General features: G+C 66.4%; 16 protein-coding genes. 11 read left to right on the top strand and 5 right to left on the bottom strand.

Going from position 1 to position 17,591, the window contains the following annotated elements:
• The first annotated feature begins 213 nt into the window (after positions 1-213).
• The 9 genes from ACGFIQ_RS18365 (at position 214) to ACGFIQ_RS18325 (ending at position 10,254) form a co-directional block, all read left to right on the top strand.
• Entirely contained in the window at positions 214-1,896 is a 1,683-nt protein-coding gene (locus tag ACGFIQ_RS18365) for a DUF262 domain-containing protein (RefSeq protein WP_393244967.1), read from the top strand.
• A 25-nt stretch (positions 1,897-1,921) separates the two neighbouring features.
• Positions 1,922-3,112, top strand: a complete 1,191-nt coding sequence (locus tag ACGFIQ_RS18360; RefSeq protein WP_393245441.1) for a helix-turn-helix domain-containing protein — start codon at positions 1,922-1,924, stop codon at positions 3,110-3,112.
• 230 nt (positions 3,113-3,342) lie between these two features.
• On the top strand, positions 3,343-4,629 hold the full coding sequence (locus tag ACGFIQ_RS18355) for a helix-turn-helix domain-containing protein (RefSeq protein WP_393244965.1): 1,287 nt from the start codon (positions 3,343-3,345) through the stop codon (positions 4,627-4,629).
• A 286-nt stretch (positions 4,630-4,915) separates the two neighbouring features.
• A complete protein-coding gene (locus ACGFIQ_RS18350; RefSeq protein WP_393244963.1) occupies positions 4,916-6,058 on the top strand; it encodes a multiprotein-bridging factor 1 family protein in 1,143 nt (380 codons plus the stop codon).
• A 111-nt stretch (positions 6,059-6,169) separates the two neighbouring features.
• The gene (locus ACGFIQ_RS18345; protein ID WP_393244961.1) at positions 6,170-6,331 is read left to right on the top strand and encodes a hypothetical protein; all 162 of its coding nucleotides are present in this window, start codon (positions 6,170-6,172) and stop codon (positions 6,329-6,331) included.
• Positions 6,318-7,466 carry a helix-turn-helix domain-containing protein gene (locus ACGFIQ_RS18340; RefSeq protein ID WP_393244959.1) on the top strand — a complete coding sequence of 383 codons (1,149 nt, stop codon included), beginning with the start codon at positions 6,318-6,320 and terminating at the stop codon, positions 7,464-7,466. The genes ACGFIQ_RS18345 and ACGFIQ_RS18340 overlap by 14 nt, the downstream gene beginning before the upstream one ends.
• Positions 7,467-7,742: 276 nt before the next feature.
• A complete protein-coding gene (locus ACGFIQ_RS18335; RefSeq protein ID WP_393244957.1) occupies positions 7,743-8,441 on the top strand; it encodes a DUF6218 family protein in 699 nt (232 codons plus the stop codon).
• A 17-nt stretch (positions 8,442-8,458) separates the two neighbouring features.
• Entirely contained in the window at positions 8,459-9,682 is a 1,224-nt protein-coding gene (locus tag ACGFIQ_RS18330) for an exonuclease domain-containing protein (RefSeq protein ID WP_393244955.1), read from the top strand.
• A gap of 14 nt (positions 9,683-9,696) precedes the next feature.
• Positions 9,697-10,254, top strand: a complete 558-nt coding sequence (locus tag ACGFIQ_RS18325; RefSeq protein WP_393244953.1) for a hypothetical protein — start codon at positions 9,697-9,699, stop codon at positions 10,252-10,254.
• Here the strand turns inward: ACGFIQ_RS18325 and ACGFIQ_RS18320 are convergent.
• From ACGFIQ_RS18320 to ACGFIQ_RS18300, 5 genes are all read right to left on the bottom strand, one after another.
• Positions 10,251-12,332, bottom strand: coding sequence for an ATP-binding protein (locus ACGFIQ_RS18320; protein ID WP_393244951.1), 2,082 nt, complete (start codon positions 12,330-12,332; stop codon positions 10,251-10,253). The two genes, ACGFIQ_RS18325 and ACGFIQ_RS18320, sit on opposite strands and share 4 nt — an antisense overlap.
• Entirely contained in the window at positions 12,329-12,886 is a 558-nt protein-coding gene (locus tag ACGFIQ_RS18315) for a DUF6879 family protein (protein ID WP_393244949.1), read from the bottom strand. Before ACGFIQ_RS18315 ends, ACGFIQ_RS18320 begins: the two co-directional genes overlap by 4 nt.
• A 7-nt stretch (positions 12,887-12,893) precedes the next feature.
• Positions 12,894-13,115 (bottom strand): hypothetical protein, encoded by a 222-nt coding sequence (locus ACGFIQ_RS18310; RefSeq protein ID WP_393244947.1) that lies wholly within the window; start codon positions 13,113-13,115, stop codon positions 12,894-12,896.
• Positions 13,116-13,583: 468 nt separating this feature from the next.
• Positions 13,584-14,375: an SDR family NAD(P)-dependent oxidoreductase gene (locus ACGFIQ_RS18305; RefSeq protein WP_393244946.1), complete on the bottom strand. Its 792-nt coding sequence runs from the start codon at positions 14,373-14,375 to the stop codon at positions 13,584-13,586.
• 338 nt (positions 14,376-14,713) lie between these two features.
• The gene (locus ACGFIQ_RS18300) at positions 14,714-15,748 is read right to left on the bottom strand and encodes a helix-turn-helix domain-containing protein (RefSeq protein WP_393244944.1); all 1,035 of its coding nucleotides are present in this window, start codon (positions 15,746-15,748) and stop codon (positions 14,714-14,716) included.
• Between the two features lie 156 nt (positions 15,749-15,904).
• On the opposite strand from ACGFIQ_RS18300, the gene ACGFIQ_RS18295 reads away from it, so the two are divergent.
• Complete coding sequence (locus ACGFIQ_RS18295; RefSeq protein ID WP_393244942.1) at positions 15,905-16,186, top strand: hypothetical protein; 282 nt, start codon at positions 15,905-15,907, stop codon at positions 16,184-16,186.
• On the top strand, positions 16,183-17,559 hold the full coding sequence (locus ACGFIQ_RS18290) for a serine hydrolase domain-containing protein (RefSeq protein WP_393244940.1): 1,377 nt from the start codon (positions 16,183-16,185) through the stop codon (positions 17,557-17,559). The genes ACGFIQ_RS18295 and ACGFIQ_RS18290 overlap by 4 nt, the downstream gene beginning before the upstream one ends.
• The last annotated feature ends 32 nt before the right edge of the window (positions 17,560-17,591 follow it).

The raw sequence follows: 17,591 nt of genomic DNA, 5'->3' as shown, positions 1-17,591 counted from the left end.
CCGAGCGGCTGATTGCCGACAGTTGCTTGACACCTTCGGTCCTCATCAGAGTTCTGGGATCGAAGCAGGAGTGATTGACCTGCAACAGTGCAGACAGTGGCAGCTATGCCGGACCGGCACCAGGACGACTGCCACCAGCCCGTGGCGGGGGGCGGGCTTGAAGTACGCAGCAGAGGGGTTTTATCTAGGCGAGCCGGTGAGGCAGAATCGGTGATGCTCTCACTGATGGAGGTAGCAGCGGTGGCGGATCCGGCACAATTTGATCATGACCGCCTCGGTCACCTGCTGTCTGATCGACTTCTCAAGGTTCCACGGTTCCAGCGCAGCTACGCGTGGGACGGGAGCAACGTAGAGGAATTCATCGATGACTTAGAGTCTGCCCGCAACGCAGGAAACTCATACTTCATGGGCACCATCGTCTTGGCTGAGGATGCCGAGGATCCAACTCGGCAGCTCATTGTTGACGGGCAGCAGCGCCTCACGACGACGGCGGTGCTCTTGGCCGCAATCCGTGACAGGTTGCGGGATGTTGGTCGTGAAGATCTAGCTGATTCGGTGGATCAAAAGTATCTTCAGGCGTTTGAACTCGACCAAGAGGAGCGGGTTACTCGTTTGGTCCCCAATCCGGTCGATGTTGTCACCTATGAAAGCATGCTCGGCGGAAAATTGGACACGGCCCAAAGCGTGGCTCTCGTTCGGAGCTACGAATTGTGCCGCAGATACACCGAACGAGTTGCGCCCACGGCAACGCAATATCGCGAGCTTGTGAATATTGTTACCCAGCTCGACAAGGACGTCCAAGTTCTACTTGCCGTAGCAGCGAACGTCTCGGAGGCGTATGTCATTTTTGAAACGCTGAACGATCGGGGAGCTGACCTAACGACGGCGGATTTGTTGAAGAACTATCTCTTTAGTCAAGCCGGTGCCTATTTGGCTGCGGTTGAAGGAGCTTGGTCGAGAATCAGTGGTCGCTTCGACCGGCCGGATGATTTGGTCAAGTTCATCCGCCACGACTATTCTTCAAGAAATGGCAAAGCAACAAACAGGCAACTCTACAAGTCGCTTCAGCGCAACATAGGTTCAGGACCTCGCCGTGTGCTGGACTATCTTACTCGGCTTGAAAAGTCGCTGGACGTCTATTTGGCCCTCCGGGATCCCGACCATCCGCGCTGGCAGGCTCTGAGCTTCGATGTCCGAGACTCGCTACTCGCCTATAGAAGGTTTGGCTTCGAATCCAGTATGCCGCTACTGCTAGCCGCTGCGGACTTGTGGAGCGACGAGCGGGCTGGTCGTCTGATCAATAAAGTTGCCGCTTGGTCCGTGCGCGCGGTTGTCGCCGGCAGGCTCGGTGGAGGCCAAGCGGAAGAGGCGTTCTGTGAAGGAGCTCTCGCCGTCGCTACGGGCCAAGCGCAGACGCAGGATAAGGTGCGGGACAAGTTGACTCGAATTATCCCAGACGACACAGATTTTGCTCAGGCATTTCTTAACTATGGGGCGATCACCTCGACTCGGGCTAAGTATCTTTTGGCATGTTTGGAGCGCCAACTTGTTGCGAGTCAGGGAGGCGGCACCGAGGCACTCCCCGATTGGAGTAGTAAAGCGGTAACAATTGAGCACATCTGTGCTCGATCTTCGAGCCGGGACGTCTTCGACTCGGATCAAGACTATGACAGGTTTCGGGCAACACGAGACAGCCTCCAGAATCTAACCTTGATTGAGCGGACGATAAACCGCGGCTTGGACGACAAGCCTTTCGTGGAGAAAAGGGAAACGTATCTTCGGTCCCGTTTCGCTCTAACCCGTGAGCTCGGCCAAGTCGATGAGTGGTCTATCACGAATGCTGATTCCCGTGGACGCGCGCTCGCACGACTCGCCGTAAGTGCATGGCAGATGTGAGGCTGGCACCTTAGGAGTGTGGATTATGGCCAGAAAGCCTGACACCATCGGTGCCAGGATCAGATACTGGCGGATGCGCCGTGGCGGCATGACTCAGGCCGTCCTCGCGGGGCTCGCTGGCGTCACCCAGTCGTACGTGTCGCAGGTCGAGTCGGGTCGTAAGACCATCGACCGTCGCTCCACCCTGGTAGCTCTCGCTGCCGCACTCCAGGTCACGGTGGCCGATCTGCTCGGCCAGGGCACCGAGTCTGGTGATCCGGCCCGCGAGAGCGCCGCCGAATGGGTGCCGGCGATCTGGTCGGCCCTGATCGAGACCGAGGATGGCGAGCGACGTCCGTCGACCTACACGACGGAACGCCTGACGGCCGAGATTGCCCGCGCCGAGCAGCTCCGCACCTCGTGCAACTACCCGGCAATGGCTCGTATGCTTCCCAGCCTCCTGCTCGAAGCCGCCGCCGTGGGCGGCACCGTGCTCGTCCAGGTCGCCTACCAAGCCGCCACCTGCCTACGAAACCTCGGCTACCGCCACCTGGCCCTCAATGCCGCCCGGCTCGCCGGGGCGGTCGCCGAAGACGCCGAAGACCCGGCGTGGATCGCGGCGGCTCGCTTCGCCTACGCCCAGAGCCTGCCGATCGAGTCGGCCTCAGTCGCGGCCCGCGCCGCCGACCGATCACTGACCGAGCTGCAAGCTGACGCCGCCGACGAGCGGGTACGACAGATGCTCGGACAGCTCCACCTTTCGGCCGCGTTGACGTCGACGGTCAGCGGTCGACTGGACGTAGCTCGCGATCACCTGGCCGAAGCAGCCCGCGAGGCGGCAACGCTCGGGGATCCGGTCGACGGGGCCGGCTTCAACGGCTGTGGGTTCGGGCCGACCAACGTTGGGCTCTGGGAGATGTCCATCGCCGCCGAGCAGGGCGAGTCCGGCCGTGTCATTGAGCTGTCGCGGACGGTCCGACCGCAGGTGCTCGCAGCGTCGATCCGCCAGCAGTCCTACTGGCTCGACCTCGGTCGCGCCCTGGCGGATGGCGGTCGCCGAGACGTTGAGGCCCTCACCGCATTCGTGCAGGCCGAGCAAGCAGCACCGATCCCGTTCGCTATCAACCCTCTCGCCCGCGATGCCGTGGTGACGCTGGCGCAGCGCGCCCAGCGCCGAGCCATCCCCGACGAGCTGCGCTTGCTCGCCGGCCGTATCGGCATCAACCTGGCTGCATAACGGGAAGCTGGCACACGTTCGGCCGTTCAGCCCTGCATCCCGATTGGGAGCTGCGCGCCGGCTGATGAGGTCTGACGGGGTGCGGCCTTTGGCATAACCCGAGGATGGCTGAGAGGCAGAGGCACGCCGTGGCACTCAGCGTCACCGATGCGGTGCTCTGCGGGTGTAGCGTCCAACCGGGCGGGGGTAGCGGGTTCAATGCCAATTCGGTCCTCTAACCGGGAGTAGGCATGGTGACGAAGCCGAACACCATCGGTGCCAGGATCCGGTACTGGCGAATGCGTCGTGGCGGCATGACTCAGGCCGTCCTCGCTGGGCTCGCTGGCGTCACCCAGTCCTACGTGTCGCAGGTCGAGTCCGGCCGTAAGATCATCGACCGCCGGTCCACCCTGGTCGCTCTCGCTGCCGCACTCCAGGTCACGGTGGCCGATCTGCTCGGTCAGGGCACGGAGTCCGGCGATCCGGCCCGCGAGAGCGCCGCCGCGTGCGTACCGGCCGTCTGGTCGGCGCTGATCGAGATCGAGGACGGCGAGCGCCGCCCGTCGACCTACACAGCGGATCAACTGGCGGCCGAGATCGCCCGCGCCGACCAGCTCCGCAATTCGTGCCACTACCCAGCGATGGCCCGCGTGCTCCCAACTCTGCTGCTGGAAGCCGCTGCCGTGGGCGGCACCGCGCTCGCTCAGGTCGCCTACCTGGCCTCCACCTGTCTCCGGCACCTCGGCTACCGCCACCTGGCCCTCAACGCCTCCCGGATATCCGTATCGGCTGCCGAGGACGCCGAAGATCGCGCCTGGATCGGCGCATCCCGGTTCGTCTACGCGCAGAGCCTGCCGATCGAGTCCGCCCGCCTGGCGGCCAGGGCCGCTGACCGCTCGCTGGCGGAGCTTCAAGGAGACGCCTCCGACGTCCGGGTGCGGCAGACGCTTGGTCAGCTTCACCTCATGGCAGCGCTGGCCTCGACCGTGGACGCTCGCCCGGACGTTGCCCGCGACCACCTCGCCGAGGCCGCACGCGAGGCGGCGAGTCTGGGAGATCCGGCCGACGGCGGTGGCTTCAACGGCTGCTGCTTTGGGCCAACCAATGTGGGGCTCTGGAAGATGTCCATCGCGGCCGAGCAGGGCGAGTACGGGAAGATAATCGAGCTGTCCCGGACGATCCGACCGCAGGTGCTCAAGGCATCCAATCGCCAACTGTCGTACTGGCTCGACATTGGGCGAGCGCTTGCGGACGGCGGTCGTCGGGACTCCGAGGCCCTCGCCGCATTCATCCGGGCCGAACAGGCCGCGCCAATCCCGTTCGCCATCAACCCGCTCGCCCGCGACGCCGTGGTGACGCTGGCGCAGCGCGCCCAGCGCCGAGCCATCCCCGACGAGCTGCGCTTGCTCGCCGGCCGCATCGGCTGCGTCGACGTTTTCCTCATGCCCAGAGGTCGTCCGGCGCTGGGCTTCCGCGCATCGGCGCCACCTCGCCAGCCCATCAGCGTCGTCCCCCGCAGGCGGGGCTCCCGTACGTGACCGAGCGCATCCTGCGCGGGTCCCTGCCGTTCCCGCACGTGTTGGGGCTTGCCAGGACGGTCCGTGTCTCGACGCTCTGCGGCCGGTCTTCCCGCATCCGCGCGATCTTTTGTCCCTGTCTGTCTACACCGCGTTAAAGCGGGCCGAATAGAGGGACGCTCACGACGGTTAGAGCGCGATGGTGGCTCACCTAAGCGACCCCACCCTGTCGCGAGTACCGTCTATGACTGCAGGATTGCCGACCGTAGCATCACCCTGCGGGCCTGTGAGAGCTAGGAGTGCCGTGATGCCCCCTCGCGCAAGCACAATCGTTGATCCACGCTTCGCGGTTGAGCTGCGTCGACTCCGGGAGGCTCGGGGTATCTCCCTCCGGCAACTCGCCGCCGCTGTCAATCATGGTAAGAGCCTCGTTCACCAGTTAGAAGCAGGACAGACGAAGCCGACGGTAGACGTGGCGGTCCGGCTCGACGACGCCCTGCAAGCGAACGGCGCTTTGGCGGCATTGGTCATTGATGCTCCCGACGGCGGCGACCGCCTGGCGTACGTGCGGGTGCGTCCTCGCAGGGTTGATCGTGCGGCCGCGGATGCTCTTTCCGACCTTCTCGGTGGCTACCGCCGGCTGGAGGACGCCGTAGGGTCAGGCCCGATCATGGGGCCGGTCCGTACCCATCTCAGCACCGTGACCGACTTGCTGCGGGAGGCCCCACAGGACTTGCTTCCCCGGATTGTCGATGTCGCTGGGCAGTGGGCGCAGTTCGTAGGCTGGTTGAGCATTGCGCGGGGTGAGGTGCGCGCTGCCACAGTGTGGAACGCGAGGGCTCTGCAATGGGCCACCGAGGCCGGCAACACAGATCTGATCGCCACCGTGCTGTCCTTCCAGGGGCACCATGCCGAGTTGCGCCACGACCTCCCGACCATGATTGAGCTGTCGCGGGAGTCGCGGCGGGACGAGACCGTGAACACGGCCCTACGCGCCTACTGCGCAGGGCAGGAGGCCAGAGGTCTTGCCATGGCCGGTGCTGCCGCCACGGACGTGCTCGCGCGTTTGTCCGAGGCGTCCGACCTTTCAGCTCAATCGGTGGAGGAACCACTGTCCCCTTGGGGCTACTGGTACACACCATCGTTCTTCGCCGTCCAGCAGGGGAGCGTCTGGCGGTATCTCGGTGCTGCGGACAGCCGTGCGAACGATCGCGCGCTGGAACTGCTGACGGCCGGTGTCGCCGGCGTCAGCGAGGAGGCCGGCGGTGCGGAGTGGCACGGTCGGAACCTGGTGCATCTCGCCGTCGCGCAGGCGCAGGCTGGCGACACGGCAGCGGCTCGCGAGACCCTGTCGACGGCAGACTCCATCGCGCTTGCCGTAGCGTCCCGAGAACTTGCCCGCGAAGTGGCCGAGGCCGTGCACCACCTTCGACTGTCCGCTATGCCATAACGGACGCGTTTCGCCTGGTCTGCCACGGATCGTCGCTTAGATGATGACGGTGGGTGACGGCGTTGGTAACTGTTCCGAGACAACGTCGCGCCCACTGTCGACGGAGGTGGCATGCAGGGCGACGAATCGGGGAGCAAGGGTGAGCAGTCCGAGGCGGCCGAGCGGGAGGCTGCCAAACAGCGCCTCCTCGCCCAGGCCGAGGCGGACCGCGTACCCGTAAACGACACGACCCGCGCGGTCCCGGACCGGCGGTGGCGGCGTGACCAACGATGACCTCCCGATCGGTCGTCGCGTGGCCCGCTGGCGGGTGCGGCGGTCGATGACGCAGCAGATGCTCGCCGACCGGCTGCGCAGGTCGAAGAGTTGGGTGGACAAGGTGGAGCGGGGCGTGCGCGCCCTGGACCGGTACTCGGTGATCCAGGAACTGGCCCACGTCCTCCGGGTCGACCCGGAGGTGCTGCTCGGCCAGCAGCCGAGCACCCCGGCGGGCACGCCGGACGGGGTGGACGACATCCGGGCCGCGCTCGCCCGCTACGACATCCCGCAGGCCCCGGCGCAGACGCCGGAGGAACTGCGAAGGCAGATCGGGTACGCCTGGTTGTCCTACCAGCACGCGCACTACGGGCAGTTGGTGCGGGTGTTGCCGGGTCTGCTCGACGCCGTCCAGGGCGTGCGGTCGGCGGAGCTGCTGGTGCCGGCGTACCGGATCACCTCGTCGCTGCTGGTCAAGCTCGGCGAGGCCGACCTGGCCTGGCTGGCCGCCGACCGCGCGATGGCCACTGCGGCCGACGACCCGGCGCTCGCGGCGACGGCGGCCATCTCGGTCAGCCAGGCGCTCCGCGCCGCCGGCCGCGACCGCCTGGCGCTGGCCGCGTCCCTCGCCGCCGCGACCCGTGTCCGGCCGCAGCGGTCGGCGGGGGAGTGGGCGGTGGGTGGGACGTTGCTGGTGCAGGCCGCTCTTGCCGCCGCTGGCAGCGGCGACCACCACCGCGCCGGGGAGCTGACCGACCGGGCCGCGGGCGTTGCCGCACACCTTCGGGGGTACGACGACACGTACCGCACCAGCTTCGGGCCGATCGCCGTCGACCTGGCTCGGGTGGTGGTGGCGGCGCAACGGGGTGACGCCGACGAGGCGCTGCACGGGCACTCGGGCGTGGTGCGGCGGGAGACGTGGCGGCGGTTGCCGGCCGAGCATCGGGGCGCGTACCTGGTCGACGTCGCGCGGGCGTACCTCCAGGTTGGTGACCTGCGCTCGGCTGCCCGCGCCCTGGTGGACGCGGACAGTGTCGCGCCGGCTGAGGTTCGGTGCCGGCCTCTGGCGCGTACCGTGATCGCCGAGGTTGCCCGCGCGCAGCCGGCGCCGGCCGGCGTGGCGCGACTGGCGGCGCTTGTTGGCCTCACCCGCTGACTGGACTGTCTTGACCCGGGACGGACGACCGGCCTCGGCGTCCACTCATCTTGCATCGTCGAAACGGTTTCCGCGCATTGCCAGTTTCTGCGGATGGCCGCAACAGACTGATGTCTGCCTTCAGTAACCGTTCGGACAGCAGGTGACAGTCGATAGAGGACACAAGGTGCGGTTTCTGTGTGCGATAAGGGCGACATGACGGCCCGAATAGTTGACTCCGGATTTCACCTGAACTCCTTACGGTGATCATCCCGCTGTCGACTTTCGAGGATCTGCATGAGCATCGGCATCGAGGCACCCGAGAACGAGCTGTCCATCCCAATCGAGTACGTACCCGGTGTGCGCGGCCACGCAGTCCTGGCTGTCGGCCCCGACAGCGCAGGTAGCGACGCCTTGGCGGTGTGGCGTCTCGGCCCGACCGGACTGGCCGGCGGAGCATGGGTAGTCCCGTTCGACGAAATCGATCGGGACCCAGAGCAATTCCGCCGAATCATGTGGAACGTGCAAGACCGATGCCTGATCGACTGGGACCGTCAGACGCCCGTCGCGGTGCTGGCGAGGATCGCCGACGTCGTCCCGGCCGAGCTGCTCTCCAGGCTTGCGGAAACCATCCTCAGCATCCCTGAGCTGCTCGAAGAAATCAGCACACATCGGTCCACCTACTCCACTGCTGTGGAGCAGCACCGAGCGCGCGTCAAATCGAAAATCGCGCCGCTCGCTTGGGCCACACCGATGCCGGACCAGGAACACCTCGGCGCCTGGGCGATCAAGGACCGGTTCGCCTCGGCCTCACCGGTCGCGGCGACGGCGCTGGCGGTGACTGCCGCAGTCGCACGAACCGCCCAGCTGTGGCAGGACACCGAGCAGGCGCGCTACCGCCGCACCTACTTGCGATCGCTGGGTGAACCGCAACCGCTGCCGCCGCTGTGGTTGGCGCAGCTGCGCAAAGCCGCCCGTAGCAACTCCTCGGCATAGGTGTAGGAGGCCCACCCATGTACGCAGTTATCGACCTTGAAACCACCGGCCTCCGTACCAGTTGGCACGATCGGATCGTCGAAGTGGCCGTCGTGCACCTTGATGAGAACGGTCGGACCACCGACGAATGGTGCAGTCTGGTCAACCCGAACCGTGACCTCGGGCCACAGCACATCCACGGCATCACGGCCGCGGAGGCGCGGACCGCACCGGGCTTTGACCAGGTTGCCGGGCACCTCGCCAGCCTGCTGCGCGGCCGAGTCCTGGTCGCACACAATCTGAACTTCGACGCCCGGTTCCTGCATGCCGAATACCAGCGTGTTGGCATCAGCGCGCCGATCCGCCAGGCACCCGGCCTCTGCACCATGCAGCTGGCCTCGCATTTCCTACCGTCAGCCAGTCGCAGTCTCGGTGACTGCTGTCGCCTCGCCGGACTGCCGCCCCACCAAGCGCACTCGGCCCTGCACGACGCCCGCGCCTCCGCGCAACTGCTGAGCTACTACCTCCGAGCAACCGGTAGCCCGCCCCCGTGGGCTGCCACCGCAACCGCAGCTGCCGGGCTCCGGTGGCCCACGATCTCCACCAGCTCCGTTGTGGCCGTCCAGCGCCGCAGAGCGGGCCAACGGCAACAGCACTTCCTCGCGCGGCTGGTCGACCGCCTGCCCCGGTTGCGCGAGCTTGAAGGCGATGCCTACCTGGCCCTGCTCGATCAGGTGCTCCTCGACCGGCACATCTCGGCGACAGAAGCTGACGCGCTCGTCGCCACAGCGGAGACCCTCGGACTCGCCCGCGTCGACGTGGACCACCTGCACCGAGGCTACTTGGCGAGCCTTGCGGGCATGGCGCTCGAAGACGGCGTCCTGACCACAGCCGAACGGCACGACCTGGACGAGGTGGCCGAACTGCTCGGCCTGCACCGATCAGATGTCGAGAAGGCGCTGGCCGTCGCAGCTACCGATATTCCAGGACAGCGCCGCCCCAACGAGTGGCGGCTACAAGCGGGTGATCGGGTTGTCTTCACCGGTGCCATGGATCCACCACGCAGCGAGTGGCAGGAGGGGGCACGAGCGGCGGGCCTCGCCGTCGGTGACAACGTCACCAAGAAGACGCGGCTTCTCGTCGCCGCGGACCCGGACACCATGTCAGGTAAGGCCGTGGTGGCTCGCAAGTACGGCATCCCGATCGTGCACCCCGCCGCGTACCAGAACATGCTGGCCGGGCTCGCCGTCAGCGCATTTTAGAGCGTGGAGGGACGATGCCTTCGGTAGATCAGTTTGACCATCACGGCACGAAGCCAGCGATTACCAGGGATTTCGTCCTGTACTGGAGTGATCGATACCAGGTGAGGCCGCTGGAGACCGACGTGCTCGATGTGGTTGGGCCGGCTGTCGCCAAGCGGGGGTACTACAACCGCAGTGACCTACGGCAAGTGGTCCTCTGGAAGAGCCCACGGTCGACCACGTATATCGAACGCAACAGCGACAGCGATATCGAGGACCTGACGCGCATGGCACTTGCAGCACCAGAGCGCCTGCGCCACCGGATTCTCTGCCTGCTCGACGGTGTCGGTGTGCCGATCGCGAGCGCGCTCCTCATGGCCTGCGAACCATCGGCCTTCACCGTTACCGACTTCCGGGCGATCGAGACGCTACGAGCCCACGGCGAGTTGAGCCAGCAGCCGAACTACATGTCCTACCTGCAGGTATGCACGGATCTAGCCAAACGCGCAAACACCGACCTGCGGACCTTGGACAGGGCTCTGTGGCAGTGGAGCAAGGAGCAAGGCAAGGCGGCGCCGGGCAGCCGTGACTAGGTGCTCCCGCCGCTACCGATCCCCGCGAGAAGGCTGCGAACTGCCCCGGCATGGGGATCTCCGAGGGGATCGAGGATCTGTAGTGCCTGCTGCCAGCAGCGCTGTGCGTCTTCGTGCTGGCCGGTGGCGTGGTGAGTGTCGCCGAGGGCTGCCAGGGTGAGCCCTTCGCAACGTCGGTCGTCGAACCTGCGGAACAGTTCCAGGGCATGCGTGTGCCGCTCCAGGGCCTCGTCGAGCCGGCCGACCTGTTGATACGCCAAGCCGAGGGGAAAGGAGGCCCAGGCGACGCTCCAGTGATCGTCGATGCTGCCGAGGATGTCAACGGCCTGCTGGTAGTAGGCAATAGCCGTGTCGAGGTCTCCGCGTGTGCGGTGCCCGTTGCCGAGGCTGAGCAACGACATGCCCTCGCCACGGGTGATGCCGTGGCGGCGAAAGACCTCTCTCGCCTGGCCATAGAGGTCCATGGCCTCGTCCGTCTGCCCAAGCTCCTCATGGATGAGGCCGAGTCCACGCAGGCAAAATCCTTCCACCCAGTGGTCGTCGACGTCACGGCTTGCGGCGACGCCTTGGTGATAGCAGTTGAGCGCGGTCTCGCGCTGCCCCATGCGCCAGTAGGCGTCGCCCAGGCAGCGGAGGTTGGCAGCCTCGCCGAGGCGCGATCCTGCGGAGCGCGCCGCACGTAGGCCGGTGAGGTGGATGTGGCGCCAGTCGGCCCAGTAGGACTTGAGCTCGAAGAAGCCGTCGCTGACCACCGGCAACTGCCAGGCGATGTCGAGTTCTCCCAGATCGTCGGCCTGCCGAACGGTGTCCAGAAGGTTCAGCCGCTCCCGCTCGAACCATGCCATCGCCTCGGCCACCGTGCGCGGAGGAGCGAGGGCGACTCCGCTCTCGGCTGCGGGCAGAGCGACGGCATGCGAGTGCGGGAGAATAACCTTGCGGCCTTCTTCGGCCATCCACAGGTACCAGGAGTAGACGCGGCGTCGCGACTGTCGCTGTTGTTCGGGCGTCTCCTCGGCCTGTGCTCGTTCGAGCGCATAGGCGCGGAGCAGGTCGTGGAACAGGTATCGGTCGCGGCTGGAGTTCTCCACGAGGTGCGCGGCGGTGAGCTGGTCAAGCAGATTGCGGGCTCGGGCCAGATCCACGCCAATGAGGGCTGCCGCTGCTGCCGCCGAGATGTCGGAGCCGGCGTGTAACCCGAGGAGTCGAAAGAACCGCGCCGTGTCGGCGGGCAGCGTCTGGTAGGACCAGGAAAAGACCGCCCGCACGTCGGAAAGCTCGTCATCGTCGACCGCGAGGGCGTCGAGCTGATGCTCGGCGAGGGCGAGGTCTGCCACGAACTCCGCGAGGGTGGCGTGGGGAGAGTTGGCGATGCGTTCCCCGATGATCCGCAGGGCAAGGGGGAGGTAGGCGCAGCGGCGAGCGAGTTCAGCGGCGGCCTGTGGCTCCGCGCTGACGCGGCCCCCGCCGATGCTGTCGCTGAGCAGCGCTATTGCTTCTTCGGGAGTCAGGACGTCCAGAGTCATCCGCGATGCTCCTTCCCGTGCCACCAGACCGGACAGTCGGCTGCGACTGGTGACGATCGCCATGCAGGTCGGCGTGGCCGGGAGTAGTGGCCGGACCTGACCGACGGTTGACACATTGTCCACCACGATCAGGACGCGCTTGCCGTTCAGGACGGACCTGAAGAGGGCGGCACGTCCGTCAGTGTCCGTGGGGATCTGCTCCGCCGGCACGTGCAGGGCGCGGAGGAACGTGTCCAGCGCCTGGCCGACGTCGAGGGCTGGTCCAGGGCCGTAGCCGCGCATGTCGACGTAGAGGTCGCCATCGGTGAACCACCGGCGTGCGCGGTGAGCCCAATGGACCGCCAGCGCTGTCTTGCCCACACCGGGTGCGCCCGCGATGGTGGCCACGGTCATTGGTCGGAGGCCCGCAGCCATCGGTTCGTCGTCGGTGGGCAGCGCCGCGTCCAACCGAGTGAGGGTTTGCTTGCGGTTGACGAAGCGGGTGGCGTCGAGGGGAAGTTGACGCGGCGGCTTGAGTCCGTCACGCTGCCGCCCCGGCTGCGAGCGGCGGGTCATGGCACGTTGATCTGGAGCTGGTCTGCGATCGTCCGGTAGGGGACAGAAGCGGAGACGGCCGCATCACGCCACAGGTTGGCCTGCACGATCTGCTCCGGCTTGCTGATCAACTCGCCGGAGACGAAGCGCCCACCCTCGTCGTAGTACATGGCCACCAGCCGCGCTGAGTCGAACAACCAGTAGTCGTAGTGCGGCAGTGCGACCGGCCAGTCATCGCCGGGAACCACGATGAGGCGGACGTCCTCGCCCGCCTTCACCGTGTGCTCGTAAGCCCATCCACACTCGAACCGCACATAATCGGATAGCGGCTCGGCGACGACATGGACCCGGTGCATGCGCTTGCCCACCGACACCGCGGCCCGCACGGTCTCGCACCATCCTGCGATCCCGGGAAACTCGCCGCGGGTCTGACCCGCCAGGAAGCGCGCGAACTCATCCTGCTCGTACGACACGTCGTACCGTTGAAGCGTCTCCAGCCGGTAAGCCGTGTAACGGAAGTCGCGAAACAGTTGGTTGAACTCGTCGTCATCGAGAGACGTGAACGACCGGGTCAACGCGCGATCACCGCTGCTCGGACTCGCGGTAGCGCTCAATGGCACCGAGCAGGACCTCGGCGGGAAGCCGCACTGCGCCCTCACCAGGAAGAACGTTCTCTAGCTCGCCGAGGGTGGCCTCGTCAATGAGGTTCCCTTGAACGACAAGCTCCCCACTCTCGCCCAGGTAGACCGTGGGGCACCCGTTGCCACCCGAGCCAGGATCCTTATAGAGCTTGGTCAGCTTCATCACGACCTCCATCACAGAGACAGACGGCTGGCAAATGCTGTCGGTCAGGAGAGTAGTGCTTAGCGTAGTGACCCAACAAGCCGATACCTTGTTCCTGATCTTGGCGACTCGGGGGCGCGTACCTCGTCGACGTCGCGCGGGCGTACCTCCAGGTTGGTGACCTGCGCGGGGCTGCCCGCGCCCTGGTGGACGCGGACAGTGTCGCGCCGGCTGAGGTTCGGTGCCGGCCTCTGGCGCGTACCGTGATCGCCGAGGTTGCCCGCGCGCAGCCGGCGCCGGCCGGCGTGGCGCGACTGGCGACGCTTGTCGGCCTCACCCGCTGACCGGCCGGCTGCTCCGGCCCGGGACGATGGTGCGTGGCTACGCCGGGGCGTCAGGATGCGTGGTCCTGACCCGATGCCCGGCATCGCGATCAGGACCGCAGCCCGGGGCCTGCTGGACCGGCGACGGGTCAAGCCCGCCGCGGGCTCACAGAATCGTTGTCAGCACACCTCCGTCGACGCGTACCGCCGATCCGTTGATTGCGGACGCTACGGGACTGGCGAGGAAGGTCACGGTGTTCGCGATCTCGCTCGGTTCGATGAAGCGTCCCAGTAGGGAGGTCTGGTTGGCGCCGATGATCGCCACCTTCAGGTCATCTTCGAGGAGGGACTGGGCATCGGCCAGCGACCTGACCGTTTCGGCGACGCCGGTGGAATAGGTGGGGCCGCCCAGCACCGAGTTGACGGTCACCGCAGTGCCCTTCGTCAGCTTCGCCAGGCCGTTGCCCACTGCGAGCATCGCCGTCTTGGACGTGCCGTAGTGGATCATGTCGGCGGGAATGTTGACGCCCGACTCGCTGCTCACGAACACGATCCGGCCCCACCCCCGGTCGAGCATTGCCGGCATGAGGTGCCGCGCGAGCCGGACCCCGCTGAGCACGTTCACCTCGAAGTAGCGCCGCCACTCCTCGTCGGAAATGAGGTCGAAAGGCTTGAGCTCGAAGAGCCCGACGTTGTTGATGAGAATGTCAACGCTGGGCAGTTCGTCGCACAGCCTGTCGACGTCATCGACAACCGAGAAGTCCGCCTGGATACCGGTGACGGATACGCCGGGCGCCTCCCGACGCAACACGTCGACAGCCTCGGCCAGCTTTGCCGGGTCGCGGCCGTTGAGGACCACGTTGACACCCTCGCCGGCCAGGGCCTTCGCGGTGGCGTAACCGATGCCTTGACTGGATCCGCTGATGAATGCGGTCTTGCCGCTGAGCTGCAGGTCCACGTGCTGTTCTCCTCGTGAGTGGTCGCCGGTCGGTGCACCTGCCGGACGTTGGCAGGCGTTCCTCTCGACCTTGCCGCAGACCGATGAGCATCTGATGAGCACCGCGTCAGTGGCCGACGCTGGTCGGACCGTTGGCACCTGCGGCCACGGCCGATTGGCCTGACTGCGCGGAAAGTCCCGTCTCGGGGTTGCTGAGCCGGCCGTACCGGTCCGTGGCGTTGCCCACCCACAACCGGGCGCTCCGCACGGCGGCTGCCGATCACATTGTGGGTTGGAGCCGTGGTGCACGACGACGGTTTGGCCGGATCGATCATCGCTCGTCCGCCATCGCCCCAGGATCACCTCGTCGCTGGATCAGGCGGTGTGGTGCTGGCCACTGACCGGAGGGGTGATGGCGCGCTGGACGGTGGGAGCTGTCTGGTCCGGTCTCTTGCGCGGCGCTGTGTGTGGCTCACGTCTTCGAGGGCTTGGCGTTGCGCCGGGCTGAGGCGGTCCGGTCTGGTGGTGATGGTGTAGGCCTGGGGCTCGATGGTCCGCAGGACGAGCGGATCGGCGATGGCGGGGTGACGTTGAATCGCCTCCAGGGCGGCGGTGAGGCGGTCCCGGGGCCAGTCGAGCGCGGTGGCCAGTGTGGTGAGAATGAGCGGTCGACCGGCGTGCACGAGCGCGGCGAGCACGGTCAGCGAGTCATGAACGGCGGGCTCGGCGAGCATGCTGCCGCTCATCTGCTGGCTGAGGTGGGCGAAGAACTGGCCCATCTTGCCCAGCCGGACTCCGGCGGTCGTGTCGGCGCCGAAGATTTCGACGCCCTGCTGCGCGGCCAGGGCGATCTCGCCGTGTGCGCTGGTGTCGGACTGCCATGCCCGGAGCCAGACATCGTCGTCGATGACGTACCGCTCCCGGCGACCACCGGGGTCCAGTCGGCGCACCACCAGGTCCATGGCTTCCAGGTATCCGATGGATTTGGACACCGACGCCGGACTGACCTGTAACCGGTGCACCAGCTCGACTGCCGTCAGGCCGCTGGCGTCGGCGGCGAGCAGGCAGACGAACACCCGGGCAGTCATCCGGGGTAGTCCGGTGGCGGCCAACAGGGTTGCGAACTGGTCCACGAAGCCCCGCACCACCTCGGTGGTCTGCTTGTCGGTCGTCGCCCCGGACGGTCGGGGCCTGCGCCGGCGAGCACGGTGGCCGGCGGCCTGCTGGGCGTGTTCAGACAGGTAGGCGCCGGGCGTGCCATTGCGTGCGACCTCCCGGCTGATCGTGGACGTCGGCCGGCCCAGCCGGCGGCCGATCTCGGCGTACCCGAGTCCGTCGGCCAGCCACGCCGCGATCCGGCTGCGGTCCTCCTGGGTCAGCCTGGCTCCGGGCATCTGCCCCCCCTCCTTGCGTTCAATCACAGTACATTGCAACGGCTTCACTGGGTTAGTTGCGTTCACTTACAAGCCTGTTGCAACTCCTTGCCTCTGACCTAGGTTTTAAGCGTCCGTCCTGTTGACCACACATGAAACGCAACGTAGCTTTTCCGCATGCTGAAAGGGAGGGCAATGGTGGTGCACGTGCTGGCCGTATCGACGGTCTCGGACAACAGCAAGTTCTGGAGTGGCCTGAAGAAGGGGCACGCCGCGCTCCCCAGGGGCGCCACGTGGAAGGTGGCGGTGGCGAGCAAGGACGGGGCGAAGGCGGTCAACATCATCACCCACGACTCCATCGACGGCGTGCGGGAATTCTTCGAGACGCACGCGGGCGCCTACGCCACGACGGAGTACTTCGAAGCGGACGCGGCGAACGCGGTGGGGCTCCCGCGATGACGCTCGATGTGCCGCGGATCCGGACTCGGGTCGCCGAACTCCTGTCGGAGTACGGCATCCCGAGCGCCGCGATCGGCGTGCTCCACGACGGGAAGGTCGTCGAGTTCGCGGTCGGGGTCAGGAACGTGGAAACCGGGGAAGCCGCGACGATCGACACCGTCTACCAGTGCGGCTCCATGACCAAGACGTGGACCGCGCTGGCGTTCATGCAACTCGTCGACGAGGGGAAGGTCGACCTGGACGAGCCGGTTCGGACCTACCTGCCCGGCTTCCGGGTGGCCGATCCCGAGGCAAGTGCCACGATCACCCCGCGTCACCTGCTCTACCACGCCGACGGGGTCGAAGAGGCGTACGGCGATCCCGGCGAGGACGACGACGTCTACGAGCGCATGGTCGCCACCATCGCCGACGCGCCCCAGGTCTTCCCGCTGGGCCACACCCACGGCTACAGCGCGGCCCTGGGATACGCGATCCTCGCCCGGATCCTGGAGGTACTCGACGGCAAACGCTGGGACGACATCATGCGCGATCGTCTCTTCGATCCCATGGGTCTGACCAGCACGAGCAGTTGGCGCGAGCAGGTGGACGAAACCCGGGCCGCGACCGGGCACCTGGTCCGCTCACTGGACGACGGCCCGATCGTCACGCCGGTGGACTACCTGCCGCGCGCCTTCGGCCCCGGCGGCAACATCACCTCGACGGTCCCGGATGTACTCACGATGGCGCATGTCCTGCTCAACGAGGGCGTAGCGCCGAACGGGAAGCGCATTGTCTCGGCCGAAAGCATGCAGGAGATGATGCGTTCGCGAGTCCCCGTACCCGATCCGTACCTGTTCGGGCCGGCATGGGCACTCGGCCTCATCGTCTGTGACTGGCACGGTGAAACCGTCTACGCCACCGACGGCAGTACGATCGGGCAGAACGCCCGGCTCCGGATCCTGCCCGACTCGAACACCGCGATCGCGATGCTGACCAACGGCGGACCACGAGAAAGCCTCTACCGCACGGTGTTCAACGAGATCCTGGTCGACCTCGGCACGGTCACCATCCCAGACCTGCCCACACCGGACCCAACGCTGCACCTCGACCTGTCCAGGTATGAGGGCGTCTACGAGCGACCCGGCACCCGATTCGAAGTGTCCACCGACAGCGGAACGCTCTGTCTCACCCTGGTCCTCGACCCGATGCAGGCGGAGTTCCTCCAGAAACCAGAACGCATCAGCTACGCACTCCAGCCGGTGAGCGAGACACACTTCCTGATGCCACCGGCGGACCCGTTGGAGGACCCCCAGACGGTCGCGATCTACGACTTCACCGACGGCGCAGCCCGATACCTCCACACCAACTGCCGGGTACACCCACGTTCAGGTTGACGCGCTGACAACGACGAAGCGCCCATCCTCGT

The sequence above is a fragment of the Micromonospora sp. NPDC048898 genome, assembly GCF_043198035.1.
GTDB lineage: Bacteria > Actinomycetota > Actinomycetes > Mycobacteriales > Micromonosporaceae > Micromonospora.
The sequence above is the reverse complement of the archived record's forward strand: the minus strand, read 5'-3'. Positions and strand labels throughout refer to the sequence as shown.

Coding starts and splice junctions, on each gene's coding strand:
- ACGFIQ_RS18355 (WP_393244965.1), top strand. CDS start 3,343: ATGGTGACGAAGCCGAACACCATCGGTGCCAGGATCCGGTACTGGCGA.
- ACGFIQ_RS18295 (WP_393244942.1), top strand. CDS start 15,905: ATGCTGAAAGGGAGGGCAATGGTGGTGCACGTGCTGGCCGTATCGACG.
- ACGFIQ_RS18290 (WP_393244940.1), top strand. CDS start 16,183: ATGACGCTCGATGTGCCGCGGATCCGGACTCGGGTCGCCGAACTCCTG.
- ACGFIQ_RS18310 (WP_393244947.1), bottom strand. CDS start 13,115: ATGAAGCTGACCAAGCTCTATAAGGATCCTGGCTCGGGTGGCAACGGG.
- ACGFIQ_RS18330 (WP_393244955.1), top strand. CDS start 8,459: ATGTACGCAGTTATCGACCTTGAAACCACCGGCCTCCGTACCAGTTGG.
- ACGFIQ_RS18365 (WP_393244967.1), top strand. CDS start 214: ATGCTCTCACTGATGGAGGTAGCAGCGGTGGCGGATCCGGCACAATTT.
- ACGFIQ_RS18300 (WP_393244944.1), bottom strand. CDS start 15,748: ATGCCCGGAGCCAGGCTGACCCAGGAGGACCGCAGCCGGATCGCGGCG.
- ACGFIQ_RS18345 (WP_393244961.1), top strand. CDS start 6,170: ATGCAGGGCGACGAATCGGGGAGCAAGGGTGAGCAGTCCGAGGCGGCC.
- ACGFIQ_RS18325 (WP_393244953.1), top strand. CDS start 9,697: ATGCCTTCGGTAGATCAGTTTGACCATCACGGCACGAAGCCAGCGATT.
- ACGFIQ_RS18350 (WP_393244963.1), top strand. CDS start 4,916: ATGCCCCCTCGCGCAAGCACAATCGTTGATCCACGCTTCGCGGTTGAG.
- ACGFIQ_RS18360 (WP_393245441.1), top strand. CDS start 1,922: ATGGCCAGAAAGCCTGACACCATCGGTGCCAGGATCAGATACTGGCGG.
- ACGFIQ_RS18335 (WP_393244957.1), top strand. CDS start 7,743: ATGAGCATCGGCATCGAGGCACCCGAGAACGAGCTGTCCATCCCAATC.
- ACGFIQ_RS18320 (WP_393244951.1), bottom strand. CDS start 12,332: ATGACCCGCCGCTCGCAGCCGGGGCGGCAGCGTGACGGACTCAAGCCG.